Annotated in this window: 16 protein-coding genes and 3 pseudogenes; 6 read left to right on the top strand and 13 right to left on the bottom strand. The window is 69.1% G+C overall.

Features of this window, described 5'->3' with window-relative positions; all coding sequences use genetic code 11:
• Window positions 1–126: 126 nt before the first annotated feature.
• The gene (locus ABZ192_RS29360) at window positions 127–1,089 is read left to right on the top strand and encodes a carbohydrate kinase (protein WP_356927498.1); all 963 of its coding nucleotides are present in this window, start codon (window positions 127–129) and stop codon (window positions 1,087–1,089) included.
• A gap of 116 nt (window positions 1,090–1,205) precedes the next feature.
• Here the strand turns inward: ABZ192_RS29360 and ABZ192_RS29365 are convergent, their stop codons facing one another.
• The 7 genes from ABZ192_RS29365 to ABZ192_RS29395 are packed head-to-tail and all read right to left on the bottom strand — an operon-like array spanning window position 1,206 to window position 7,560.
• Window positions 1,206–1,628, bottom strand: coding sequence for a hypothetical protein (locus ABZ192_RS29365; RefSeq protein WP_356927499.1), 423 nt, complete (start codon window positions 1,626–1,628; stop codon window positions 1,206–1,208).
• Entirely contained in the window at window positions 1,625–3,724 is a 2,100-nt protein-coding gene (locus ABZ192_RS29370; protein WP_356927500.1) for an integrase, read from the bottom strand. Before ABZ192_RS29370 ends, ABZ192_RS29365 begins: the two co-directional genes overlap by 4 nt.
• Window positions 3,721–4,785: a hypothetical protein gene (locus ABZ192_RS29375; protein WP_356927501.1), complete on the bottom strand. Its 1,065-nt coding sequence runs from the start codon at window positions 4,783–4,785 to the stop codon at window positions 3,721–3,723. The genes ABZ192_RS29370 and ABZ192_RS29375 overlap by 4 nt, the downstream gene beginning before the upstream one ends.
• Window positions 4,786–4,794: 9 nt before the next feature.
• Window positions 4,795–5,475, bottom strand: coding sequence for a hypothetical protein (locus tag ABZ192_RS29380; RefSeq protein WP_356927502.1), 681 nt, complete (start codon window positions 5,473–5,475; stop codon window positions 4,795–4,797).
• Window positions 5,472–6,485 (bottom strand): integrase, encoded by a 1,014-nt coding sequence (locus ABZ192_RS29385; RefSeq protein WP_356927503.1) that lies wholly within the window; start codon window positions 6,483–6,485, stop codon window positions 5,472–5,474. Before ABZ192_RS29385 ends, ABZ192_RS29380 begins: the two co-directional genes overlap by 4 nt.
• 23 nt (window positions 6,486–6,508) lie before the next feature.
• Window positions 6,509–7,054: a site-specific integrase gene (locus tag ABZ192_RS29390; protein ID WP_356927504.1), complete on the bottom strand. Its 546-nt coding sequence runs from the start codon at window positions 7,052–7,054 to the stop codon at window positions 6,509–6,511.
• Window positions 7,055–7,077: 23 nt separating this feature from the next.
• Window positions 7,078–7,560, bottom strand: coding sequence for a hypothetical protein (locus ABZ192_RS29395; RefSeq protein WP_356927505.1), 483 nt, complete (start codon window positions 7,558–7,560; stop codon window positions 7,078–7,080).
• Window positions 7,561–7,881: 321 nt separating this feature from the next.
• Here ABZ192_RS29395 and ABZ192_RS29400 point away from each other — a divergent pair.
• Both ABZ192_RS29400 and ABZ192_RS29405 read left to right on the top strand, forming a co-directional pair.
• Window positions 7,882–9,079, top strand: a pseudogene (locus tag ABZ192_RS29400) (IS110 family transposase).
• Window positions 9,080–9,369: 290 nt separating this feature from the next.
• Window positions 9,370–10,647, top strand: coding sequence for a hypothetical protein (locus ABZ192_RS29405; protein WP_356927506.1), 1,278 nt, complete (start codon window positions 9,370–9,372; stop codon window positions 10,645–10,647).
• Window positions 10,648–10,703: 56 nt separating this feature from the next.
• Here ABZ192_RS29405 and ABZ192_RS29410 read toward each other — a convergent pair whose 3' ends face one another.
• From ABZ192_RS29410 to ABZ192_RS29435, 6 genes and pseudogenes are all read right to left on the bottom strand, one after another.
• On the bottom strand, window positions 10,704–11,162 hold the full coding sequence (locus tag ABZ192_RS29410) for a hypothetical protein (protein WP_356927507.1): 459 nt from the start codon (window positions 11,160–11,162) through the stop codon (window positions 10,704–10,706).
• Window positions 11,163–11,329: 167 nt separating this feature from the next.
• The gene (locus ABZ192_RS29415; protein WP_356927508.1) at window positions 11,330–11,515 is read right to left on the bottom strand and encodes a hypothetical protein; all 186 of its coding nucleotides are present in this window, start codon (window positions 11,513–11,515) and stop codon (window positions 11,330–11,332) included.
• Between the two features lie 62 nt (window positions 11,516–11,577).
• Window positions 11,578–12,702 carry a DnaB-like helicase N-terminal domain-containing protein gene (locus tag ABZ192_RS29420; RefSeq protein ID WP_356927509.1) on the bottom strand — a complete coding sequence of 375 codons (1,125 nt, stop codon included), beginning with the start codon at window positions 12,700–12,702 and terminating at the stop codon, window positions 11,578–11,580.
• A pseudogene (locus ABZ192_RS29425) lies at window positions 12,702–13,973 on the bottom strand (DNA cytosine methyltransferase). Before ABZ192_RS29425 ends, ABZ192_RS29420 begins: the two are co-directional and overlap by 1 nt.
• On the bottom strand, window positions 13,970–15,760 hold the full coding sequence (locus tag ABZ192_RS29430) for a TraM recognition domain-containing protein (protein ID WP_356927510.1): 1,791 nt from the start codon (window positions 15,758–15,760) through the stop codon (window positions 13,970–13,972). Before ABZ192_RS29430 ends, ABZ192_RS29425 begins: the two are co-directional and overlap by 4 nt.
• Window positions 15,761–15,791: 31 nt before the next feature.
• Window positions 15,792–16,361, bottom strand: a complete 570-nt coding sequence (locus tag ABZ192_RS29435) for a DUF317 domain-containing protein (RefSeq protein ID WP_356927511.1) — start codon at window positions 16,359–16,361, stop codon at window positions 15,792–15,794.
• A 193-nt stretch (window positions 16,362–16,554) separates the two neighbouring features.
• Between ABZ192_RS29435 and ABZ192_RS29440 the strand changes: the two genes are divergently transcribed.
• From ABZ192_RS29440 to ABZ192_RS29450, 3 genes and pseudogenes are all read left to right on the top strand, one after another.
• Window positions 16,555–16,968, top strand: a complete 414-nt coding sequence (locus ABZ192_RS29440) for a DUF317 domain-containing protein (protein ID WP_356927578.1) — start codon at window positions 16,555–16,557, stop codon at window positions 16,966–16,968.
• A 37-nt stretch (window positions 16,969–17,005) separates the two neighbouring features.
• Window positions 17,006–18,026, top strand: a pseudogene (locus ABZ192_RS29445) (SpaA isopeptide-forming pilin-related protein).
• Between the two features lie 106 nt (window positions 18,027–18,132).
• Window positions 18,133–18,333 (top strand): hypothetical protein, encoded by a 201-nt coding sequence (locus ABZ192_RS29450; RefSeq protein WP_356927512.1) that lies wholly within the window; start codon window positions 18,133–18,135, stop codon window positions 18,331–18,333.
• The last annotated feature ends 455 nt before the right edge of the window (window positions 18,334–18,788 follow it).

Here is an 18,788-nt window from a genome sequence, read left to right on the forward strand (position 1 = left end):
TCGGCGGGGCATTCCGTGTGGGGCCATGGACGTCGGCAATTCCGTAACCGCCGCCCACGCGCAGCTGATCAGCTTCCTCTGTGCCGCGAAGGTGCTTCCCCGTACTTTGCGAAAGACGAGCAGCTCATGAGTCCACGTCACATCACTGTCCTAGGAGAGTGCGTCGCTGACGCCTTCACCGAACCCGCAGGCGCCGCGAACGAACTCGCGCTGCGGGTACTGCCCGGCGGCGGACCCGCGAACACCGCGGTCGCCCTGGCCCGCCTCGGCACTCCGGCCCGCTTCCTCGCCAGGCTGTCCGGTGACGTGTTCGGCCGCCTGTTCCGGGCTCACCTGGAGGCGTCCGGCGTCGACCTGTCGTACGCCGTCGCCGCCGCCGAACCCAGCACACTGGCCATAACAGAACCGGACGCCACGGGACAGGCCACGTTCTCCTTTCACGCACAGAACACGGCCGACTGGCAGTGGACCGCGGAAGAACTGGCGAAGGTGAACCTGTCCGAGACAACCTGTGTGCACACCGGCTCCCTGGCACTGGTCCGTGAGCCCGGCGCGGCGGTCGTCGAGGAATTTCTGGCCAAGGCCGCTCCGCAGGCCACCATCAGCATCGACCCCAACGTCCGACCGCTGCTGGTGAACCCCCAGGTCTACCGTGACCGGCTCACGCACTGGTGCGGCCTCGCCGACGTCCTGCGGCTCAGTGAGGACGACCTGCAGCTGCTGTTGCCGGGCATCCCGCCCGAGCAGGCGTGCGACACCTGGCACGCCGCCGGGGCACGGCTCGTCGTGATCACCCTCGGCGCCGACGGCGCCCTCGCCTCACTGGACGGGGAACGGATCCGCATGCCCGCCGTGGCCGCGCCAGTCCTCGACACGGTCGGCGCCGGAGATTCCTTCACCGCCGGACTACTCCACCACCTCGACGCCCGGGGGCTCCTCGGCGGACGCCTGGTCAGTCTCGGGCTCGACGACGTCGCGGAAGCATGCAGGTTCGCCACCCACGTCGCAGCCCTGACCTGCTCGGTCGCTGGCCCCAACCCGCCGTGGCAGCGGCAGCTGGCGCACCTCGCGACCTCCGGTGACGTATGACGGGCGAACGAGCCGCATCATGAGCAATTCCGGCCGACAGCTCGTCGCCGGGATCGGGACGGCGAAGGGCGCGGATCACTGCAAACGTCCCTCTAGATCGGACATCGGGCAGCGGTTCACTGGGTTGGGCCCGGGTGCGGCTGGGTCGGTAGCGCCCGGACGGTGGGGTTGGGCTGCGAGAGCGTGTGGAGCAGCTGTCGATTGTGCGCGGTCAGTTGGTTGACGGCGCGGACGAGGTGCTCGACGTCGGTCCGCAACTGGGCCAGTTCGGTGGCGTCCTTGGCGCGGAGTTCCTTCAGTTTGACGATCTGCTGGCGTAGGCGGATCTCGGAGTGCGGCGTCTGTCCGAGTGCCCTGACCTGGGCGTAGAAGTCGTTCTTGAGGTCCGGGTGACGCTGGGTGAGCGCGTTGCGCGGAACGCCGGCTTCCTGGGCCAAGGCGACGATCGTCAGCGCGCCGTTGGAGCGCTGCGCGGTTCCCTGCAGGATGCGCTCCACGGCCGCGCGGATCCGGTCGCGTTCGTCGGGCGCGGGGCTCATGCGGTGCCGTCCTGGAGGCTGATGTGGGTGCGGTGGTGGGCGTCGGCGAGGTCGCGCAGCCGGGCGGCGTTGTCGCGCAGGCGCTCGCCCAGGGGGCCGGGGACGTGGCCTGCCTGTTGGGCGAGCGTGGTGGCGCGGCGGCGGAGGCTGGTGGCGTGCTGGTCGGTGCGGGCGATGTTCGCGCAGGCGGGGACGCACTGGTCGAGGCTGGGGGTGTCCTTGAGACCGCGGTGGCACAGGGCCTTGTCGCGTTTGTAGACGCACATCAGCAGCGTGTGGGGATTGTCGTAGACGGCCAGGCGGGGGTTGGCGAGGATCCGTCGGGCCTGCCGGGCGGTGATGACGGTGCCGGTGTACTGGGGCGCGGTGGCCGCGGCCTTGATGGCGCGGCGGGCGGCGGGCCCGGAGATGCCGAGGCCGTCCTCGAGAGCGGCATTCAGGTCGGCGACGGTGTCAATGGTGGCACGGGCCGTCTCGACGTCGAGGAGGTCGTGGATGCCGTCCCGGCTGCGCGCGGCATATCCGGTCGCTACGAAAGTCCGCAGATGACCGTACTGAATCGCGAGCGCGACCAGGCCCCCGGGACGGCGGGCGATGTGCCAGGCCAGGCTCCTGCGGAACCGCTCGGTTCCGATCCTGCCATGCGGATCCGGCGGGATCACCTCGTGGGCCAGCCCGCGGGCGGCTGCCTCGTGGTTGGCCCAGGTGATGAAGTCCTCCACCCGGGTGCCCAGGGTGTGCACGGTGAGAGAGCCAGTGCCGGCCCGGGTGCCGCGCAGGTCGTGGGCGTGGTGGTCGAACAGCAGCTGTCCTTGCGGAACCATGCGCTCCAGAACGCGGATGGCATTCACGACGGGGGCGATGGCCACCCAGGGGGCATCGCGGACTTCGCCCTCGGAGCGGTGGTTGCCGTCTTCGTCGCGGGCGGTCTTGTACACAGTGCTCGTGATCAAGTGCCGCCCCGTGCTGTTCGGCTCCGGGTCGGGGCAGCATCCGCTGCGCAGTCCGGCCGCCTCGCCGGGACGCATCCCGGTCAGATAGACGATGACGATGAAGCACGCCGTGCCCAACTGACGCATCAGGAAGCCTGCTTCGGTGTAGTCGACGGTCTCTCTCCAGGGCAGGCCGCCGAGTTTGCCGGTGACCTGGACACGGAGCGGGCAGGGGCCGGGCCGATCCAGGGCAGCCTGCCGCCAGCCGTGATTACGAGTGGCGCTGTAGACCTGGCTCAGGGAGGCGCCGGAGTGCGCGGCGATGTACGCGCCCGCGATCGTGGTTCTGCCCAGCCACTGTGTGGTCGGAATCGGTAGCTGATCGGCATCGATGCGGTCCATGAAGGCCCGAAGCGCGGCTCGTGAGGCGGGCGTGGCGCTGTTGCCGGCAGCCTGCGCATGCAGACGGTTGTGTTCGGCCCAGGCCGACAGGATGTCGTCGCTGAATTCCTCGACCGTGCGGATCGCCCACACGAGCAGGGGGCCCATGGTCTGCTCGGCGATCGCCTCGGCGGCGTTCTCGCCGCCCGGCGTCGCCGGCGGCAGGTAGTCGTCCACCCCCTCGGTCTCCCACGGCGGGCGGCCGACTCCACTGGGACGGCCACTGAGCTGGTCGAAGACCCACAGCCGGGTCAGCCACGACAGCACGCTGTGCACCGTGATGCGGACCGCCCCGCTGTCGCGCAGGTGACGGCCGTACTCACTCAGTACCTGGGTGGTGCAGTCGCTCAGCGTGGTGATGCCCCGGTCGGTGAGCCACACGGCGAGCCGACACCAGGTCCCGATCGTCTGGCAGAGCGCCTTGGGTGCCTGGCGTGAGCGCCAGGTGGGATGTCGCTCACGCAGGAACACCGCGGGCAGTTCACCGTTGAGCAAGGTCCAGGCGGCCAGCCGCATCTCCTCACGGAACGGGTCGGGGAACGTCGGCCAGTGGATGGTGCTGTGCGTGACGCCCGGGTTGGCGTTCATGGGGATCAGCGGCCAGGCCGGCGCCGCCGCGTAGCGCGCGATGGGCCCGGTGTAGCCGCCGGCGATCCGGTGGGCGGGGATGACGGGCGTGTCGGGTCCGGGAGGGACACGGACAGGGGCTGGGGTGGCCGTCACAGGTCGAGGTCTCCGTTGAGCAGCAGGGCGATGAGTGCGCGGTCGGTGTCGGTCACGTCGGCCAGGGCACGGGTCCACACCGCGGTGCCGAGCTGGCCCTTGAGGTGTTCCAGGCGGGCGTGTCCGTCCTCCCACTGGCGGTGCCACTGGCCCGGGTCCAGGGCGGTGCGCAGGTTGCCGAGTGCGTGATGCAGGTAGGCCAGACGGCTGTGGTGAGCGGGGTGGATCCGAGCGTTGGGGCAGGCCAGGCACATCAGGAACGAGGCCCCGCAGCCGCCGCCGGGCCTGGGATAGGGGCTGTTGTCGTAGTCATGGCAGTCGGCGGTGGCGGTCGGCTGGTCGCCCGGATCGGCTCCCTCGCGCAGTTCGGCGGCGAGCACGGTTGCGTGGGCTTGGGTCACGACGGCTTCGGCTGCCTCGGCGATGACAGGGACCGCTCTCTGGCGGACCTGGGGATCAGTCAGCGCGTAGACGCGGTCGTGCGTGGCCTGACTGTTCTGTCCGGGCGCGCGCCGATGCAGCGTGTTCACCGTCCGCCGCCCCCTGCGGAACGGCGAAGAGGAGAAGCCCTGTTGGGTCGCCCACTCCTTGGCGGTACTGCCGGAGATGCCGAACCCGAACACCCCGATGCCCGGATTCTTGCCGCTCTCGTCGTGCGGGTCCTCCAGCGGAGCCCTGGCGGAGCGCCAGATCAAGAAGCGGTCCGTACCGGGGCTCAGCGTATGCACGGCCGCGCGGGCGAACACGGTGGCCTCCAGCGCCTTCGTGATGAGCCGCCCGGGGGAGGTGGCCCCGTCGTCGGTCAGGTTGCGGGTCTCGAAGTACCGGCCCGCGCCCCTCTTGTGCTTCTCCAGCTCGACCCGGTAGATCCGCGGGCCGTCGCTGCTGGCGTCCGGGGCCGCTTGCGGCACCTTCAACCGGTTGATCACCGAAAGGTTCCAGCCGTGCTCGGCCATCAGCAGCACCCCCAGCGCGACCGTCTCCATCCGGGACAAGAACAGCCGCTGCCACGTGTGCTCGGGCCGCTCCCCGCCCACCACCCGTGCATAGCGGGCGAGCACCCGGCCACGCTAGCGACGCACCCGGGTGTCGTGGGGCGCCTCACCGGTCCGGGCCAGACAGTCCAGCGCCTCACCCAGCAGCCATGCCTCGCTGTCGCGAGGGAATGTTCCCGACTGCCATTGGGCCAGGTGGCGGGCGTTGTCCGTGATCCGCAGATGCGCGGCACGAAACATTCGCCGCGCCGTGGTGACGATCGCGTCGAACTCGGCACCCTGGAAGGACACTTCCTTGACCGTGGGCTGCAGCACGCGGCGGGCGAGCGCTTCCCGTGTCGCCGCGGACAGCCGCGGATCGTCCAGCAGCAGCCCCCGCACGGTGGTGATCTGGCGGTAGCCGAACCGGGTGTTCTGTCGGCTGAGCCTCCACTGCTGCCACACCCCCGCGGTCAGCTGGTCGAGGTCGGCAACCGGTGCGTCCAGCGTGGCCAGGTACGCGGTGAACGCCTGCAAGGGCAGCCAGAAGTACCTGCTGCTGTGGTGCGAGGTCCACCGGCTGGGCACGCACCGCGCGGCGAACAGGCGGGCCAGCGACCGGCGCAAGGCATCCTCGACCGGCAGAGTATGGAAGTCGTAGACGGCAACGGCTCCCGATCGATCGCGGTGCTCGACGACGAGGCCGTCGCCCGTCAGAACCGGTGGCCTGCGCACCGGCGTTGTCGGCAAAGGCGCCGTACGCCCGCGCCGGTTCACCCCGTCGTCCGCGGGGTGACCTGCAGCTTCGCGTCGATGTCTTGGATGCCCTCGGCCTCCCGCGCCAGACGCGCGAACACTTCATCCATCTCCCGCGCTGGCCGCTCCCCTTCGCGGAACGGGGATGCGGTGGTCAGCAGCGACCGCAGCTGAAGATCGGCGACCGGGGCCAGATACCGCTCGCGGGTCGTCTCAAGGAACGCATGACCCAACAGGTCTTGCACCATCCGCCACGGATCCCCGTACAGCAGCCGGTAGTCCCGCCGCTCCTCCGGGCTCAGACCGAACCTCTGATCCATCAAGTGGTGCAGGACTACCAGCATGTAGAGGGCGAAGCTGTGCCGGCAGGAATGCGGCGTCGCATACGGAGCCAGACTGCGATGCGGGTCCAGCCGACGCTCCGGCTCCGGATCCAGCACCGTCCGGCATCGCCGGTTCGCCCCCGCGAAAACGTTGTTCCACGAATGCGGCTGGAACGGCAGACCCATCTCGTTCAGCCACAACCACAACCACAACGGCTCCGGCCCCTCAGGGCCTTCGGTGTACCACGTCATCCGTTCGTCCGCGGTCGCCTGCGTCAGCGCGACGCGGCCCGTGACGCCCTGGCGGTCGCACCAGTACACCGTCGGCTTCGGTCCCCGGCTCACCCGGGTGACCAGCCGCATCCCCGGCACGCCGTCGTACCGGCCCCGGGCCTGCGCCGAGCGGATGGCCTCGGCACGCGAGGAGTCGACGTAGTTCTCGATTTCGCCCACCACCTGAGCCTCGACGTAGTAGGTACGGGCCTTCTTGGAACGCGTGACCGCCGCCGCGAGGCGCCCCGTGTAGTAACGGCCCCCCTCCAGACGCAGTGACGGCACCTCGAACGTCAACAGCGAGGCACCCTCCAGCCGCCGCATCCCCGACGAGGTCAGCAAGCGCACGAACGCAATGTTGCGGTCCTCCAGGCGGCCCACCCATCCCGGCGAGGGAAGACCGTCAGCGCCATATCCGCGCAGCCCGACGTCCACCCAGAGCCGGAACGTCCGAGGTGTCAGCCAGTGGACATTGCTGCCCCGGGCGTCTTCGCCCTCCCATCCGGCACCTCGACGATCTGCCCATGCCGGCCGACCACGCGATGCACCGGCACCGGGTTGCGCGGTAGAAACTCGTTCCCCGGCTTCATCGCCCACGTGTACAGGTTCATCAACGCGGCCAGTTCACGATTCCACTTGTTCCCGCCCACCCGCACCGGGTTCTCGAGCGACGTCTGGCGCCAGAACTGGAAGTCGTCGACATCCGACTCGACCGCCTGGGTCCAGACCTTTCCACGCTGACACAGAAAGTTGAGGAACAGACAGAGGTCCGTGATGTAGTTCCGTTTCGTCTCTTTCGTGTATCCCCGGAAGGGGCTACTGCGCGTGTACAGGCTGAGGAGTTCGTCGATGCGGTAGTCCGGCGCCAGCAGAATGGGGTCACCGGGCCGGATGCCGGTTGACGCTTCGCGCTCCGCCAGGTCAGTCCACCCCGCCGGAAAACGGGCCCGCGGTGGGGCGATCGGTGCCGGCTTGGGAACCCAGAAGACACGCCACTTGCTCATCGCGCCACCTTGTCAGATCGGCTTCAACATGCCGATTCAATAGGGATGGTGCGCCATTTCTCCCAGTCGCTGTGTGCGGCGAGGAACTGGTCGAGGAGGCCGTCGTGATCGCCGGCATCGGCGGCGTAGGCGGGCACGATCTCCGGTTCCGGGGCGGCTGGTTCGGCTTCTGTGGCGGGTATATCGAGCGAGGTGCAGGCTTGGGCGACGGCGCGCTCGGTGTCGGTCACGGGCGCAAGGCCGGGGCACATGGTGTCGCCGTGGAGGCGTTCGAAGGCGGTGAGAGCCTGGGCGGGTGAATCGAAGGTGTCGGCGATCTGCCGCAGGTGGTTCTCGCCGTGGAGGTAGACGCTCTTGCCGTTGTCGCGGTAAGTGCCGACGGCGACGGTGGTGCCGCTGTCGTCGGCGTGGGCGTGGATGATGAGCCGGCCGTGGCGGATGTCGTCGTAAATCTTCTGGGCTTCGTTGGAGACCTCCCGGATCTCCGCCCGGGTGCACCAGGGCATCGGGTAGTTGGCCCAAGTCCACTCCTCCTCGATCGCTTCGCGGAGCCGGGGAGTGATCTCGGTGATGAAGCCGTCTGCGGTCAGGGCCTTGGCGGCCTTCTCGGCCCAGTAGGGCTCCGTAAGTTGTTGTGCGGCCCGGGAGGGCTGGATGTGGCTGAGTAGGGCCTGCCAGTGGTGGCTAGCGAGGAGTGGCCGTCCGGCTCTCCGGGGCGCCCTGGCTGCTGATTGAGATGTGCGCGCCTTGTGCGGTCGCTGTTTACGGAGCGGACAGCGGGGCGTTCCTCGGGCCGACGGCACAGCTGTGTGGCACGAGGAGGACGAGTGAGTCAGCGGTACGGTCAAGCCTGGTGTGGGATCGACGCGGGCAAGGTCCATCACTGGGCGGCGGTGGTTGACGAGACCGGCGGGACACTCTGGTCGAAGAAGATCGATAACGATGAGACGGCGATCCTGACCGCGCTCGGCGAGATACTCGACCTGGCGAATGAGGTCCACTGGGCGGTGGACATCTCCGGAACAGCATCTGCTCTGCTGCTGGCCCTACTCGCCGTCCACGGCCAGCAGGCTGTCTACGTGCCCGGTCGTACCGTCAGCCGCATGGCTGGCGCCTACCGTGGTGAAGCCAAGACCGATGCGCGCGACGCCTAACATCATCGCCGAAACTGCCCGCCACCGCCGCGACTTCGCGCCCATCGAGGTGCCTGCCCGGCTGGCAGCCGACCTGGCGCTGCTCACCGCACACCGGGTCGGGCCTGGTTGCCGACCGTGTCCGTATGATTAATCGGTTGCGTGACGTGCTCAGCGGTGTCTTTCCCGCACTGGAACGTGCCTTCGACTACTCGGCCCACAAGGGCGCCCTTGTCCTGCTGACCGGATATCAGACTCCGCCATCCATCCGTCGCCGCGGGCTGACGAGGCTGACGTCATGGCATGCTAACCGCGGCGTCCGCAGCGCCAATGTAGTCGCCGCCACCGCGCTGGAGGCTTCTCAGGCTCAGTACACCTCACTGCCGGGTGAGGACGTCGCCGCGCAGATCGTCGCCGATTTGGCTGCCCAGGTTCTGAGCCTGGATGACCGACTCAAGCGCGTCGACCGCCAGATCCGCGAGACATTTCGCACCCATCCCCAGGCCGAAATCATCGAATCGTTGCCCGGTATGGGCCCGATCCTCGGTGCAGAGTTCGTCGTAGCCGCCGGTGACCTGTCGACTTACCCGGACGCTGGCCATCTGGCCTCCGCGGCGGGGCTGGTGCCAGTGCCGAGGGACTCGGGTCGTCGCACCGGCAACCTGCACAGGCCCAAGCGCTGTAGCCGACGTCTACGGAGGGTCTTTTACCTGTCGGCACAGACCAGCATCATCCGCGAAGGCCCGAACCGGGACTTCTACCTCAAGAAGCGCGGTGAGGGCTGCAAGCACGTGCAGGCCGTTATCGCACTCGCCCGCCGGCCGCCAGTGTCCTGTGGGCCCTCCTGCGTGACAACCGAGCCTTCGAACCTCTCGCGCCGACCAGGCAATGAGGGTCCGGGAAGACAACTACTCGAACGCATATTTGAGTCAGGTTCAATCCTGATCAAGCCAGAGGGGATCACGTGGATGTTGTGGACTCCCTGTGTCCGGTAGCCCTGTTGGGGTCAAGTCGTTTGGCGTGTACCTGAGAACAGGGGTTTGGATGACGATAAGACGTGTGCTCGCGCGGGCTCGAATACGCGCGGCTGCCGTACTGGTGCCCGGGCTGGTGGCATCACTGCTCATGCCCTTGAGTAGTGCCCAGGCTGACGGGTCTGACTCGCTGAGCATGGAGTCTTACATGCGGCCGGTGAACTCCGAGCCGCTCGACCTCGCCGAACTTCAACAGCAGCCGAGCAAGTTACGTGGCCTTTCCAGCGAGGACACCACGCAGGCCGTTCTGCCTCGTGAGACGCTCGGCCAGGCCAAGACCTTCGCTCCGCTCGCCACGGAGGCTTCGGCACGCTACCAGCCTCCGGGGCGTAAGCCGCTTGCCTCCCGAGCGCCGACGGCAGTCAGCCTTCCTGAGCCACCGCACACGATGACGACTCAGGAGTGCGTTGCGGGACTGGCGACGAAGACGTTCTATATCAAGTCCCGTTACGCGCTGTGCTCCGGTAAACAGTTCGAACAGGTCTGGCTGCGCAACGGGCAGCCGGTCGGCACCAGTCACTTCGATGTTCTTGCCATCGGCACCATTCCGAAGAACAGCAGGACCATCACGGTCACGTACTACTTCACCGACTTCACCGCGGCGAAGGAGAACGGCGCTGCCGCGATGGGCATCACGACGAAGGGCAGCATCACCCATCTCTGGCCGTCCACGGCGGCGTACACGCAGGGCGGCGTTAAGATGCCCTTCACCCGGACGTGGAGTCAGTTGCTGGGTGCGGACACGTACAAGCACACGTTGACCGTCGCCGCCGGCCAGGGGTACGACAGCGCTAAGACCGATCTTATCGCCGCGGTGTACGTGCCGAACATCAGCCTCAAGGCACCGCCTGCTTGGTCATCGCTGCCGATCACGGGTGGCGACTTGTTCATGCTGCCGCCCCGTTGGGACAAGGCTCCATACTTGCCTAACGCAGCGGCGGGGGCCGCCTCGTGGGCCGTGCTCACGCCGCTGAGGTACAGCACGGCGGCCGGTGCTCCGGAGCGGGAGGTGGCCCTGCACATCCAGAAGGCGTTCACCAAGCCGGGGATGACGCAGCCCCCCATGGCGAAGAAGGATGTTCCAGGTAAAAGCCCCGATCCCGCGCTGACGCGCCTGTACTGGGACAATAAACGCCGGGAGCTGAACCGTAACCGCTCTACCTACAACTGCGGGAAGTACTTCGGCAAGGACTACGCGACGTCAGCCGGATACGCGCGGGAATGCGATGAGTACCCGATGGCATCTACGTATGAGGGATCGGGCCACTCGGACTACGACCCGCTCGCTGAGCCGGGCAACTTCAGTGTCCTGCCCGTGAAGAAGGAGCACAACAGGGACGCAGGAATCCTGCTCGCGCAGTTCTACGACAAGAACAGAGTCATAGACGGACCGGACGACGGCTTCATGGTCGAGATCACTTCGTAGGCGCCCTTGGCCAGGTGCGGGGGCGGCTCGGGAGATGCGAGCCGCCCCTCAGCAATCTAGGCGTCCGGCCAGAACTGTGCGATGTAGCGCTCGACCCCGTGGACCACACCGTGCTGAGTCTGCGCAAATGCCGCCTCACGGCCGGTACACACCACTCGCACCGTCCAGACGCCCGGCCCGTCCGACAACTCGATCGCCTCCGGCATCGGTCCTGCCGCCATGCCCCTGGCGCGCAACTTGCCCGAAGAACAAACGATGCCGGCCAGGGCCGTCTCGTCCCAATCTCCGGCCGGCACCGCCGGCTCCCGGTCCCAGATCTCCACCGTCAGGGACGCGGTGTGGGTGTGCCCGGCACTGTAGAAATCAAGACGCCCAGGATGAGCAGTGAGGAACGTGTCGCCCTCGAAACCCTCAGGGAACAGCACAGGAACCTGCGTGTCGTCGAAGTCCTGCAAGGCCCATCCGTTGTAGTCCACATTCACCGGATACTCCTGGCGCCTGATCAGGCTGGCCACGTCACCCACCCCTTGTCGTCGTCTGGTGCGAGGGGCTCCATCATCGTCGATCTTCGGCGGCGAAATCACTGCGGAACCAGCCTTTGCACGGCGAGGCGGCGGTAGCTGCACAGGCAAGACATCGGCCTCGGCGCTCTTCGATAGACCATGCAGGTGGCTTGACTCAGTCATTGAGACTCCTCGTGATCGATGCGGGCGAGGACCAGGACGTTGGTGGCAGCGGTGCTCCAGTCGGCAGCCTCCAGAGCCGTGAGAGCGACGTGGGCCTGGCTGCCGGTGAGGTGGGCCTGCACGGCGCTCGGGTGGGTGGGGTGGGTGTCGAGGCGGACACGGGCGTCGATGGCGGGAGTCACGTGGGGGTCTCGTCTCTCCGGTGGCCGGGCCTTGGGGTCCGGCCACCGGTGTACGCGGAGGGTTATCGGGTTGCTCGTGTGGACCCGGCGGTGTGTGCGGCCGTGGTGGTCGGCGGGCCGGCGCGGGTGGCGGGCGCCGGTCGCCGACGTGGAGGCGGGCAACGTAGAGGTGCGGTGGCGTGCTGCCAGCGGGTGCGGACGGCGGCGATGTCGGCGAGGGCGCGGCGGGCGCCGACGACGAGCTGGAAGGGGGTGTTCGCCGGGTCGCCGGCGTACGCCTCGATGCGCCGGCCGGTGTGCTCGGCCATGGCCAGGAGGGAACGCTGCAGGGCGCGTTCGCCCCAGTGCTCGAGGGATCCGGCCGGTTCGGCCAGCATGCGGAGGACCTCGCCTGGTTCACTGCCGTCGTCCAGCAGGCCGCGCTGTTGGGCTTCCCACAGGACGGTGACGGGATCGACGGCCTCGCTGCGGCGGGCGAGGGTGGTCAGGCACTGCCACAGGCCGGCGTGCAGCGGCAGGGTGAGGTCGTCGGGGATCAGCCACCGGACGGAGTCGATGTCGCCAGGGCGGGCGGTGGCGGTGGCGAGTAGTAGTTGCTCCTCCTCGACCGCCTCGGTGTGGTCGGGGGCGAGGGCGGGGGGCGGTGCCGGAGTGCGGGGGAGGACGCCGGAGCGCGGGGGGAAGCGGTTCGCGATGTCGTCCACGACCGCGGCGAGCGCATCGGCCTCGGCGAGCACCGTCTGGACGGGGTGCGGGAGGCAGACGTCATGGACGGTGTGGACGAGGCGTTCGGCGGCCGTCAGCAGGCGGCGGCGGGCGTGCTCCGCCTCAACCATCCGGGCGTAGGCGGGGGCGTGGCTGGGCCAGGGGCAGACCTGGACGAGGGCGTGCAGGTAGGAGGCGGTCAGCCCGCGCGCCCGCTCCCGGCCCGCGTCGAGCACGCGGTCGAGCCACTTGGTGTTCTTCGCGTGCTCGGCGGGGTCGGGCCGCGGCACGGTGCTGATCGCGGCGTACAAGGCGGAGTGCGCGGCGCTGGAGAACGAGTCGGCGGCGATGCCGCTCACGTCGTCCAGGCGGTGCGGTTCGAGGAGGAGGGCCCCTAGGAGGGCCTGCTCGACGTGGAACACCGGCTGGGGCGGTGCGATGGCGTCGAGGTCGTCTTCGTCGGATTCGGGGGCGTGGGGCATCAGGCGGCGAGGGTGAAGTCGTCGGGGTCGAGGGTGACGCCGAGGTGCGGGGCGAGGAGTTGGCCGGCGAGCAGCGGGGGAACGGCGTTGCCGATCTGGGAGAACTGCTGGCCCTTGTTGCCGGCTCAGGGGTAGTCGGCGGGGAAGGTCTGCAGGAGGCCCGCCTCGCGGGCGGTGATCCGGATCGGCTCGGGAACGGCCGGCGCGTCGGTGTCCGTGGCCGTAGGTGTGGCGGGTTCAGCGACCCAGGTGCACTCGTTCGCGCGGTGCCCGAAGAACAGCGTTCCCGCCGGCTCGGACAGCGGACGGACGGTGGCGTTGGCCTGGTTGTTGCTGCGTGGGGACCAGGACCAGCGGTGGGCCTCGGCGGAGAACGTGGGCGCCGGAGCGTCGGCGGCATGGTTTTCGCGGGTGCCATGCCGGGCCGCCCATCCCGCGCCTTCGCGGCGGGACTTGAGGACCACCCCGTCCGGCCGGGGCATCCAGGTGCCGCGCTCCCGGGCGTCGGACAGCGTCTTGCGGGAGCCCGACGGGAACGGTTCAGGGCCGCCGCCGGGCCCGCCGCCTGCGCAGACGGTGGGGACGGGCCGGTCGGTCGCGCCCCATCCCAGGGCTTCGGCCATGCTGACCCAGCGGGAACGGCCCGGACCGAACAGCGAATCCGGCTCGGCGAGTTGAGCGTGTGTGGGCGTGGGCGGCTGCGCCGTACGGACGCGGGAGGCCAGGAGTATCGCCCGCTTCCTGGTCTGCAGGACGCCGAAGTCGGCCGCGTTGAGGATCCCGTACCAGACGGAGAACCCCCACCCACGCAGGACGGCCGCGTACTGCTTCCACAAGGGCAGCACGTCCGGTACTTCCTCCATGGCGCCCCAGTCGGGCTCGCCGACCGTGTTCAGCGCGTACAGATAGCGCATCGGCTCGGCGGCGAGCAGGGAGCGCTCGTCACGGCATCCGGCGAGGAGGCGTTCGCGGGTGTCGCGCCCGGCGGTTAGGTCCTCGACCGCCGCGTGCACCAGCGGCTGGTCGACCAGGCCGAGGCGCTTGCCGGCCACGCTCCACGCCTGACACGGCGGCGAGGCGATCACGCCGCGCGTGCGGCCGATGAACGGCCAGGTCGGATACATCGCCACGTCAATCCGGATGGTCAACTGCCCCGCCGCAGCGCGGGTCTTGCACGCCCACTGATCCCATTCCAGCCCGACGTCGCGCACGCCGAGGACGTGCAGTGCCCTGCTCCAGCCGCCCGGCCCCGCGAAGAGGTCGAGTATCACGTGGCCAGCCCGAAGTCGGACAGTGTCGGAGCGTGCTTCGCCACGGCGCGGGCGGTGATTGCCTGCGACGCGCGGGCGGACGCCGCGGTCAGTTCCTCCGCGCCGGGCTCCCGGTACCACGGTCGGAGGTCGAGCATGGCGGCGCGCATGCCGGTGGCGAAGCAGATCGCGGTTCCCTTGGGCAGGGCGCGGATCGCGTCGGCGGGCAGGATCCGCTCCTGCCGCATCGACACCGACGTGCTCTTTCCGGACTCTGAGTGCGAAGTGGACGTGGTCTCCACGTCGTGGTCACCGATCAGGCGGCTGAGCTTGTCCGCGAAGTCTGGGTCGTCGATACCGCTGCCGATCACCTTGACAGTCGAGGCGGACCACATGGCGTCCATGCCCGCGTCTCCCCAGACCTTCTGGCCCTGGCGGTAGGACTGCAGGATCGTGATCGGGATGATCCCGCGGCTGCCGAGGTGGGAGTACAGGTCCGGCAAGTCGCTGATCTTGCACACGTTGGCGGCCTCGTCGAGGATCGCCAGCATGGGCGGATCCAGGCGCCCGCCAGCACGTTCGGCCTGCGCGGTCGCGGCCCGCATCACCGAGTCCGCGCACGCGGCGATCAGCGCCGAGGCTCCGCCGCCGCCATCCTTGCTGAGTAGGAACAGCGTGTCGGTGGACGTGACGAACTGCTCCGGCCGGAATTCCGGGACGTCCTTCTGCGGCGTCACCCATGCGGCGATTTCCGCGTTCAGGAGCGCGGAGGCGTACTGCCGGGCTGTCTCGTAGATGCCGTCCCTCGTTTCCGGGGGGCCTTCGACGGTGCCCTTGAGCTGAGCGGCGACGGCGGCGAAGTCGTGGTCGCGCAGGATGTCCAGCGGAGTGCGGTCGGCGGGGAAGGCGAGCCACAGCATGATGTCGGTGATGGGCCGCTCGTCGAGCGCTGCGGCCAAGAGCAGCTGGGACAAGATGTTGCTGCCGGCCTTCGACCAGAAGTCGCCCTGCTGGGAGGCGTCCACCGAGGCCGCGAGGAAGTGTCCGGCCAGACGGTTCGCCCCGTCCAAGGTGGTCGCGCTGGCGAGAGGGTTCCACCACATCTCGCGGGCGGCATGCGCGATCTGCTGTGGATCCATGGTCCACACCGCCCCCACCCGGGCTCTTGCCTCGTAGGCGGTGGTGAAGGCGTCGCCAGCGGCCTTGTTCGACGTCAGCAGGACCGGGCCGGGTGCGCCGAGCATGGACGGGATGGCGAGCGAGGTGGTCTTGCCGGACCGGGGCGCCATGATCGCGACGGCGACGTCCTCGAACCCCATCCGTACCTCGTGGTGGCTGCCCTGCAGGTTGCCGAGAAGGATGCCGGTGTCCTTCGCGTCGATGTGCTTGCTGTCCTTCAGGCTGGGACGCAGGGAACGGGCTTTGTCGGTGATCGCCTTGGCCATCAGCGGCTCGATGTCCCGGGCCTTGGCCATGTCGGTGATCTTCTTCCGGCCGCCGCTTCGGTTCTTGTGCCGGGCCCACAGGACGCCCGCCCCTGCCCCGAGAGCGAGGAGCAGGAGAACCGGGACGATGCGGGCACCGATCAGCAGGGACGTTTCTCCTGCGTCGGGCCAGACCTGCTCGGGGCGGAGCAGGGCGTTGGTCGGCTGGTAGGGGGCCCAGCTGGTGCCGGTGAGGTAGGCGGTGATGTTGCCGGACAGCCAGGCCAGGTGGGACAGGGGGACGACGACGGCGAGCACGCCGAGGAGGAGGCGCAGGACGAGGTCGTATCCGTCCGTGTTGCTGCTGGGGGAGGAAGGGGGCAAGGGCTATGTGCTTCCGGGCGGGGAGGGAGGGTTAGCGGCTGCGGCCGTGTCTGGGCGGCGCTGGCCGTGAGGGGATCGAGGCCGTCGGCGTGGTGGTGTGCCGGGCAGCGAGGGAGTGAACGCGGTCTTCCAGCGCGCCGGCGACGTACACGACGAGCACGTCGGTCGCCCGGCGGATGACGACGTTCGGGTCAAGGGTCGGCAGACTGCGCCCGCTGTCGGTGCGGTACACGGGCTTCGGATCGCCGAGCGCGGCGGTGAACGCGGCGACAAGGTGTGGCGGAGTGTGCGCACCGAAGCGGGCCTGCCAGACGTTCTGGTGCATGCCGAGGGTGACCGCGACGAACCAGGCTTCCGGATCAGCCGGTGTTCCCAACCGCTCGACGTACGCCGTCTTGTCGGGGGAAGCAAGGCCGTTGTCGCCGTATGGTGACCAGCCGGCCTGCCGGAGCCCTCCGTGCGGGTCGCAAGGCGCGTCAGCGGCTGGGGCCGGGCCGGTGAGGGCGTCGGTGAAGGCGGCGATCAGTTCGACGGGCGTGCGGGCGCCGAAGCTGGCGTACCAGGCGGGCCGGTCCGGCTCGGCGACGTGGTGCAGGTCCACCACTGGTCGTCGGGGTCGGGCTCCAGGCGGTGGCTCCATCCGCAGGCACGGTGGAGGGGAACGGTGTGATCCAGGCGGGGGTAACCGCTGCCGGCGAGGTGGAGCGGGGTGATGAAGTCGACCTCGACGGTCTCGGGAGTCCTAGTAGCTGTTCGACCTCTATCTCGAAGACAAGTGCAGCGACCGGGACCGGCTGTTCCAAGACGAGACGGCACCGTACGAGGCGTACGCGCCGCTACTCACCCGCGGCTGGAGCCACGCCGTCAAGACCGACGGCACCCAGACCTTCCTCACCCCGGAGGGACTCGGCGGTGTACGCCACCGCTACGCCACCGGCGGTTCCAGCGAGCTGGCCTGGCGGGCTTGGGGTGGGTACCCCAGCGAGCCGCACTGGACGGCGCGTTTCTCGTTCGGTACGCCCACCACGCTCGTCGCGGCCTTCACCGCCTCGCTCATCTCCACCGAACCGCTGCAGCGCACCGTCCAAGACATCCCCGTCCAGACCCGCCGCGCCGTGTACGTCGCCACCCCGACAGGCAAGCAACAGCACGGCAGCACACCCGTCCCCCCGACACCTCCCGCCCCGGACTCTGGCCGCAGCCGATGACCTTCCCCGTCCCCTGTCCCAAGGAGTCCTCTTTCTCGTGCATGCACGTTTAGTCCGATCCGCTGCTGCTGTCACGGTCATGGCGGCCGGCACCCTGACCTGGGCGCCGACCGCGAGCGCCGAGCCCTCCGAACCGACCCCCTCGGCCTCGGCCGCCTCTGCCGAGACACCGGCCCCGGACGCGGGCAGCGTCGAGATGACTGCGAAGGATGCGGCCGGAGATCCCCTGCCCGGCGCCGTGTTCCTACTGCTCGACTCCACCGGCCAGGAAAACGGACGCGGGAAGACCGGTGCCCAAGGAAAGCTGACCTTCCCCGACCTCGCGCCGGGCGTCTACCGGCTCAAGCAGACGGCCTCCGGCAGCCTGCTACACGAGGTCGTCGCCGACCAGGACGTCATCGTCACCCCTGGCACCGCCACCCGGCTGACGATCACCGACCCGTTCAAGGCCGCCAAGGTCCTCCTGCAGGCCAAAGACGATAAGACTGGCAAGCTCCTGCCCGGCGCGACCGTGAACATCGGCACCGGCACCTCGACGCTGCTCACCCTGACCACGGGCGCCAAGGGCACGGCCTCCGGAGAACTGCCCGTGTCGAGCCGCAGGACTCAGTTCTGGGTCAAGGAAATCAAGGCCCCCGCCGGCTACGACCTCAACAAGCCGACGAAGACGTTCACTGCGGGCCCCGGCGCCCCGGTGACCGTGACCGTCACCAACGCCAAGACAGCCACCGGCCCGAAGCCCGACCCCTCAGACAAGCCGACGCACAAGCCCACCGACTTCCCGTCCAGTCCGGGCAAGCCGAGCAGCGGTACGGGAGGGGCCACGCCCTCCGCCTCGGGCAGCGACACACCGGATCCCGACTCCTCGCCCGTGGCCGCGACCCCGGTCGGGGACTCCACGCCGAAGGCGCCGACGGGCTCCCTCGCCCACACCGGAGCCGACGCCACCGTGGCTGATCGGCGGCGCGGCCGTGCCAATCGCAGCAGGCGGAGCCGTTCTCCTCCTGGCACGCCGCAGCCGCACGGACAGTCCCACCGACGACTCCACCGAGAGCTGACCCGCCCTCCACACCTCTCCACGACTCCGAGCCCCCGGATACCACAGCCTGGAATCCGGGGGCTCTGTCGTCCACGAGCGCGCGCGAGCCTCGTTACGCTGCCGCAGTGATCGACCCCTCTTCGCTCCCCGGCGACCCCTCCGAGCTGCACCTGCGCATCTCCTACGACGACGAACTCTGGGACACCCCGCAGGCCGACACGCTGGAGCGCTGGAATGTGGCCGTCCTGCACCGCCGATCCGCCCGCGCCGCGGGGACGAGCTGGTCAGGCCCAGTGGGGACGTGGCTCCCGACGCGAGCGCGGTGATGGCCGGGGATTTCTTCGGGACTCCCTCCTGCCGGAAGGTCTCCCAGTAGCCAGCGAGGTAGCGCCGGTGTCGTCGGCCTGGTCGAAGACGACCATCAGGCGCGGCACGTCGTCGAGGCGGTCGTCGTCGAGGTCGGTTAGCCCGGTAGCGACGCCGACCAGGGCGTCGTGGATGCCGGCAACGTTGCCGCGGTGGGTCACGGTCGGCAGGTCCTTCGCCCACAGGTGGGAGATCCGCGTGGCGTCGAGGAGCAGGGCGTGGGCGCCCTGGTGCAGGAACTGGGCGATGACGGTGCGCAGGATGGTCGTGCTGCCGCCGCCGGTGCCGCTGCCGGTGCAGACCAGAATGGGGGACGCGTTGTCGACGCCAATGGCGATCGCCGTTCCGTGGTGCTGATGCCGATCAGTGCGGCAGAGGCGGGCAGCGCCTCCAGCTGCTCACGCAGGCCGGGGTC

Origin of the sequence: Streptomyces sp. NPDC006235, from assembly GCF_040613735.1 — a bacterium.
Taxonomy (GTDB): Bacteria; Actinomycetota; Actinomycetes; order Streptomycetales; family Streptomycetaceae; genus Streptomyces.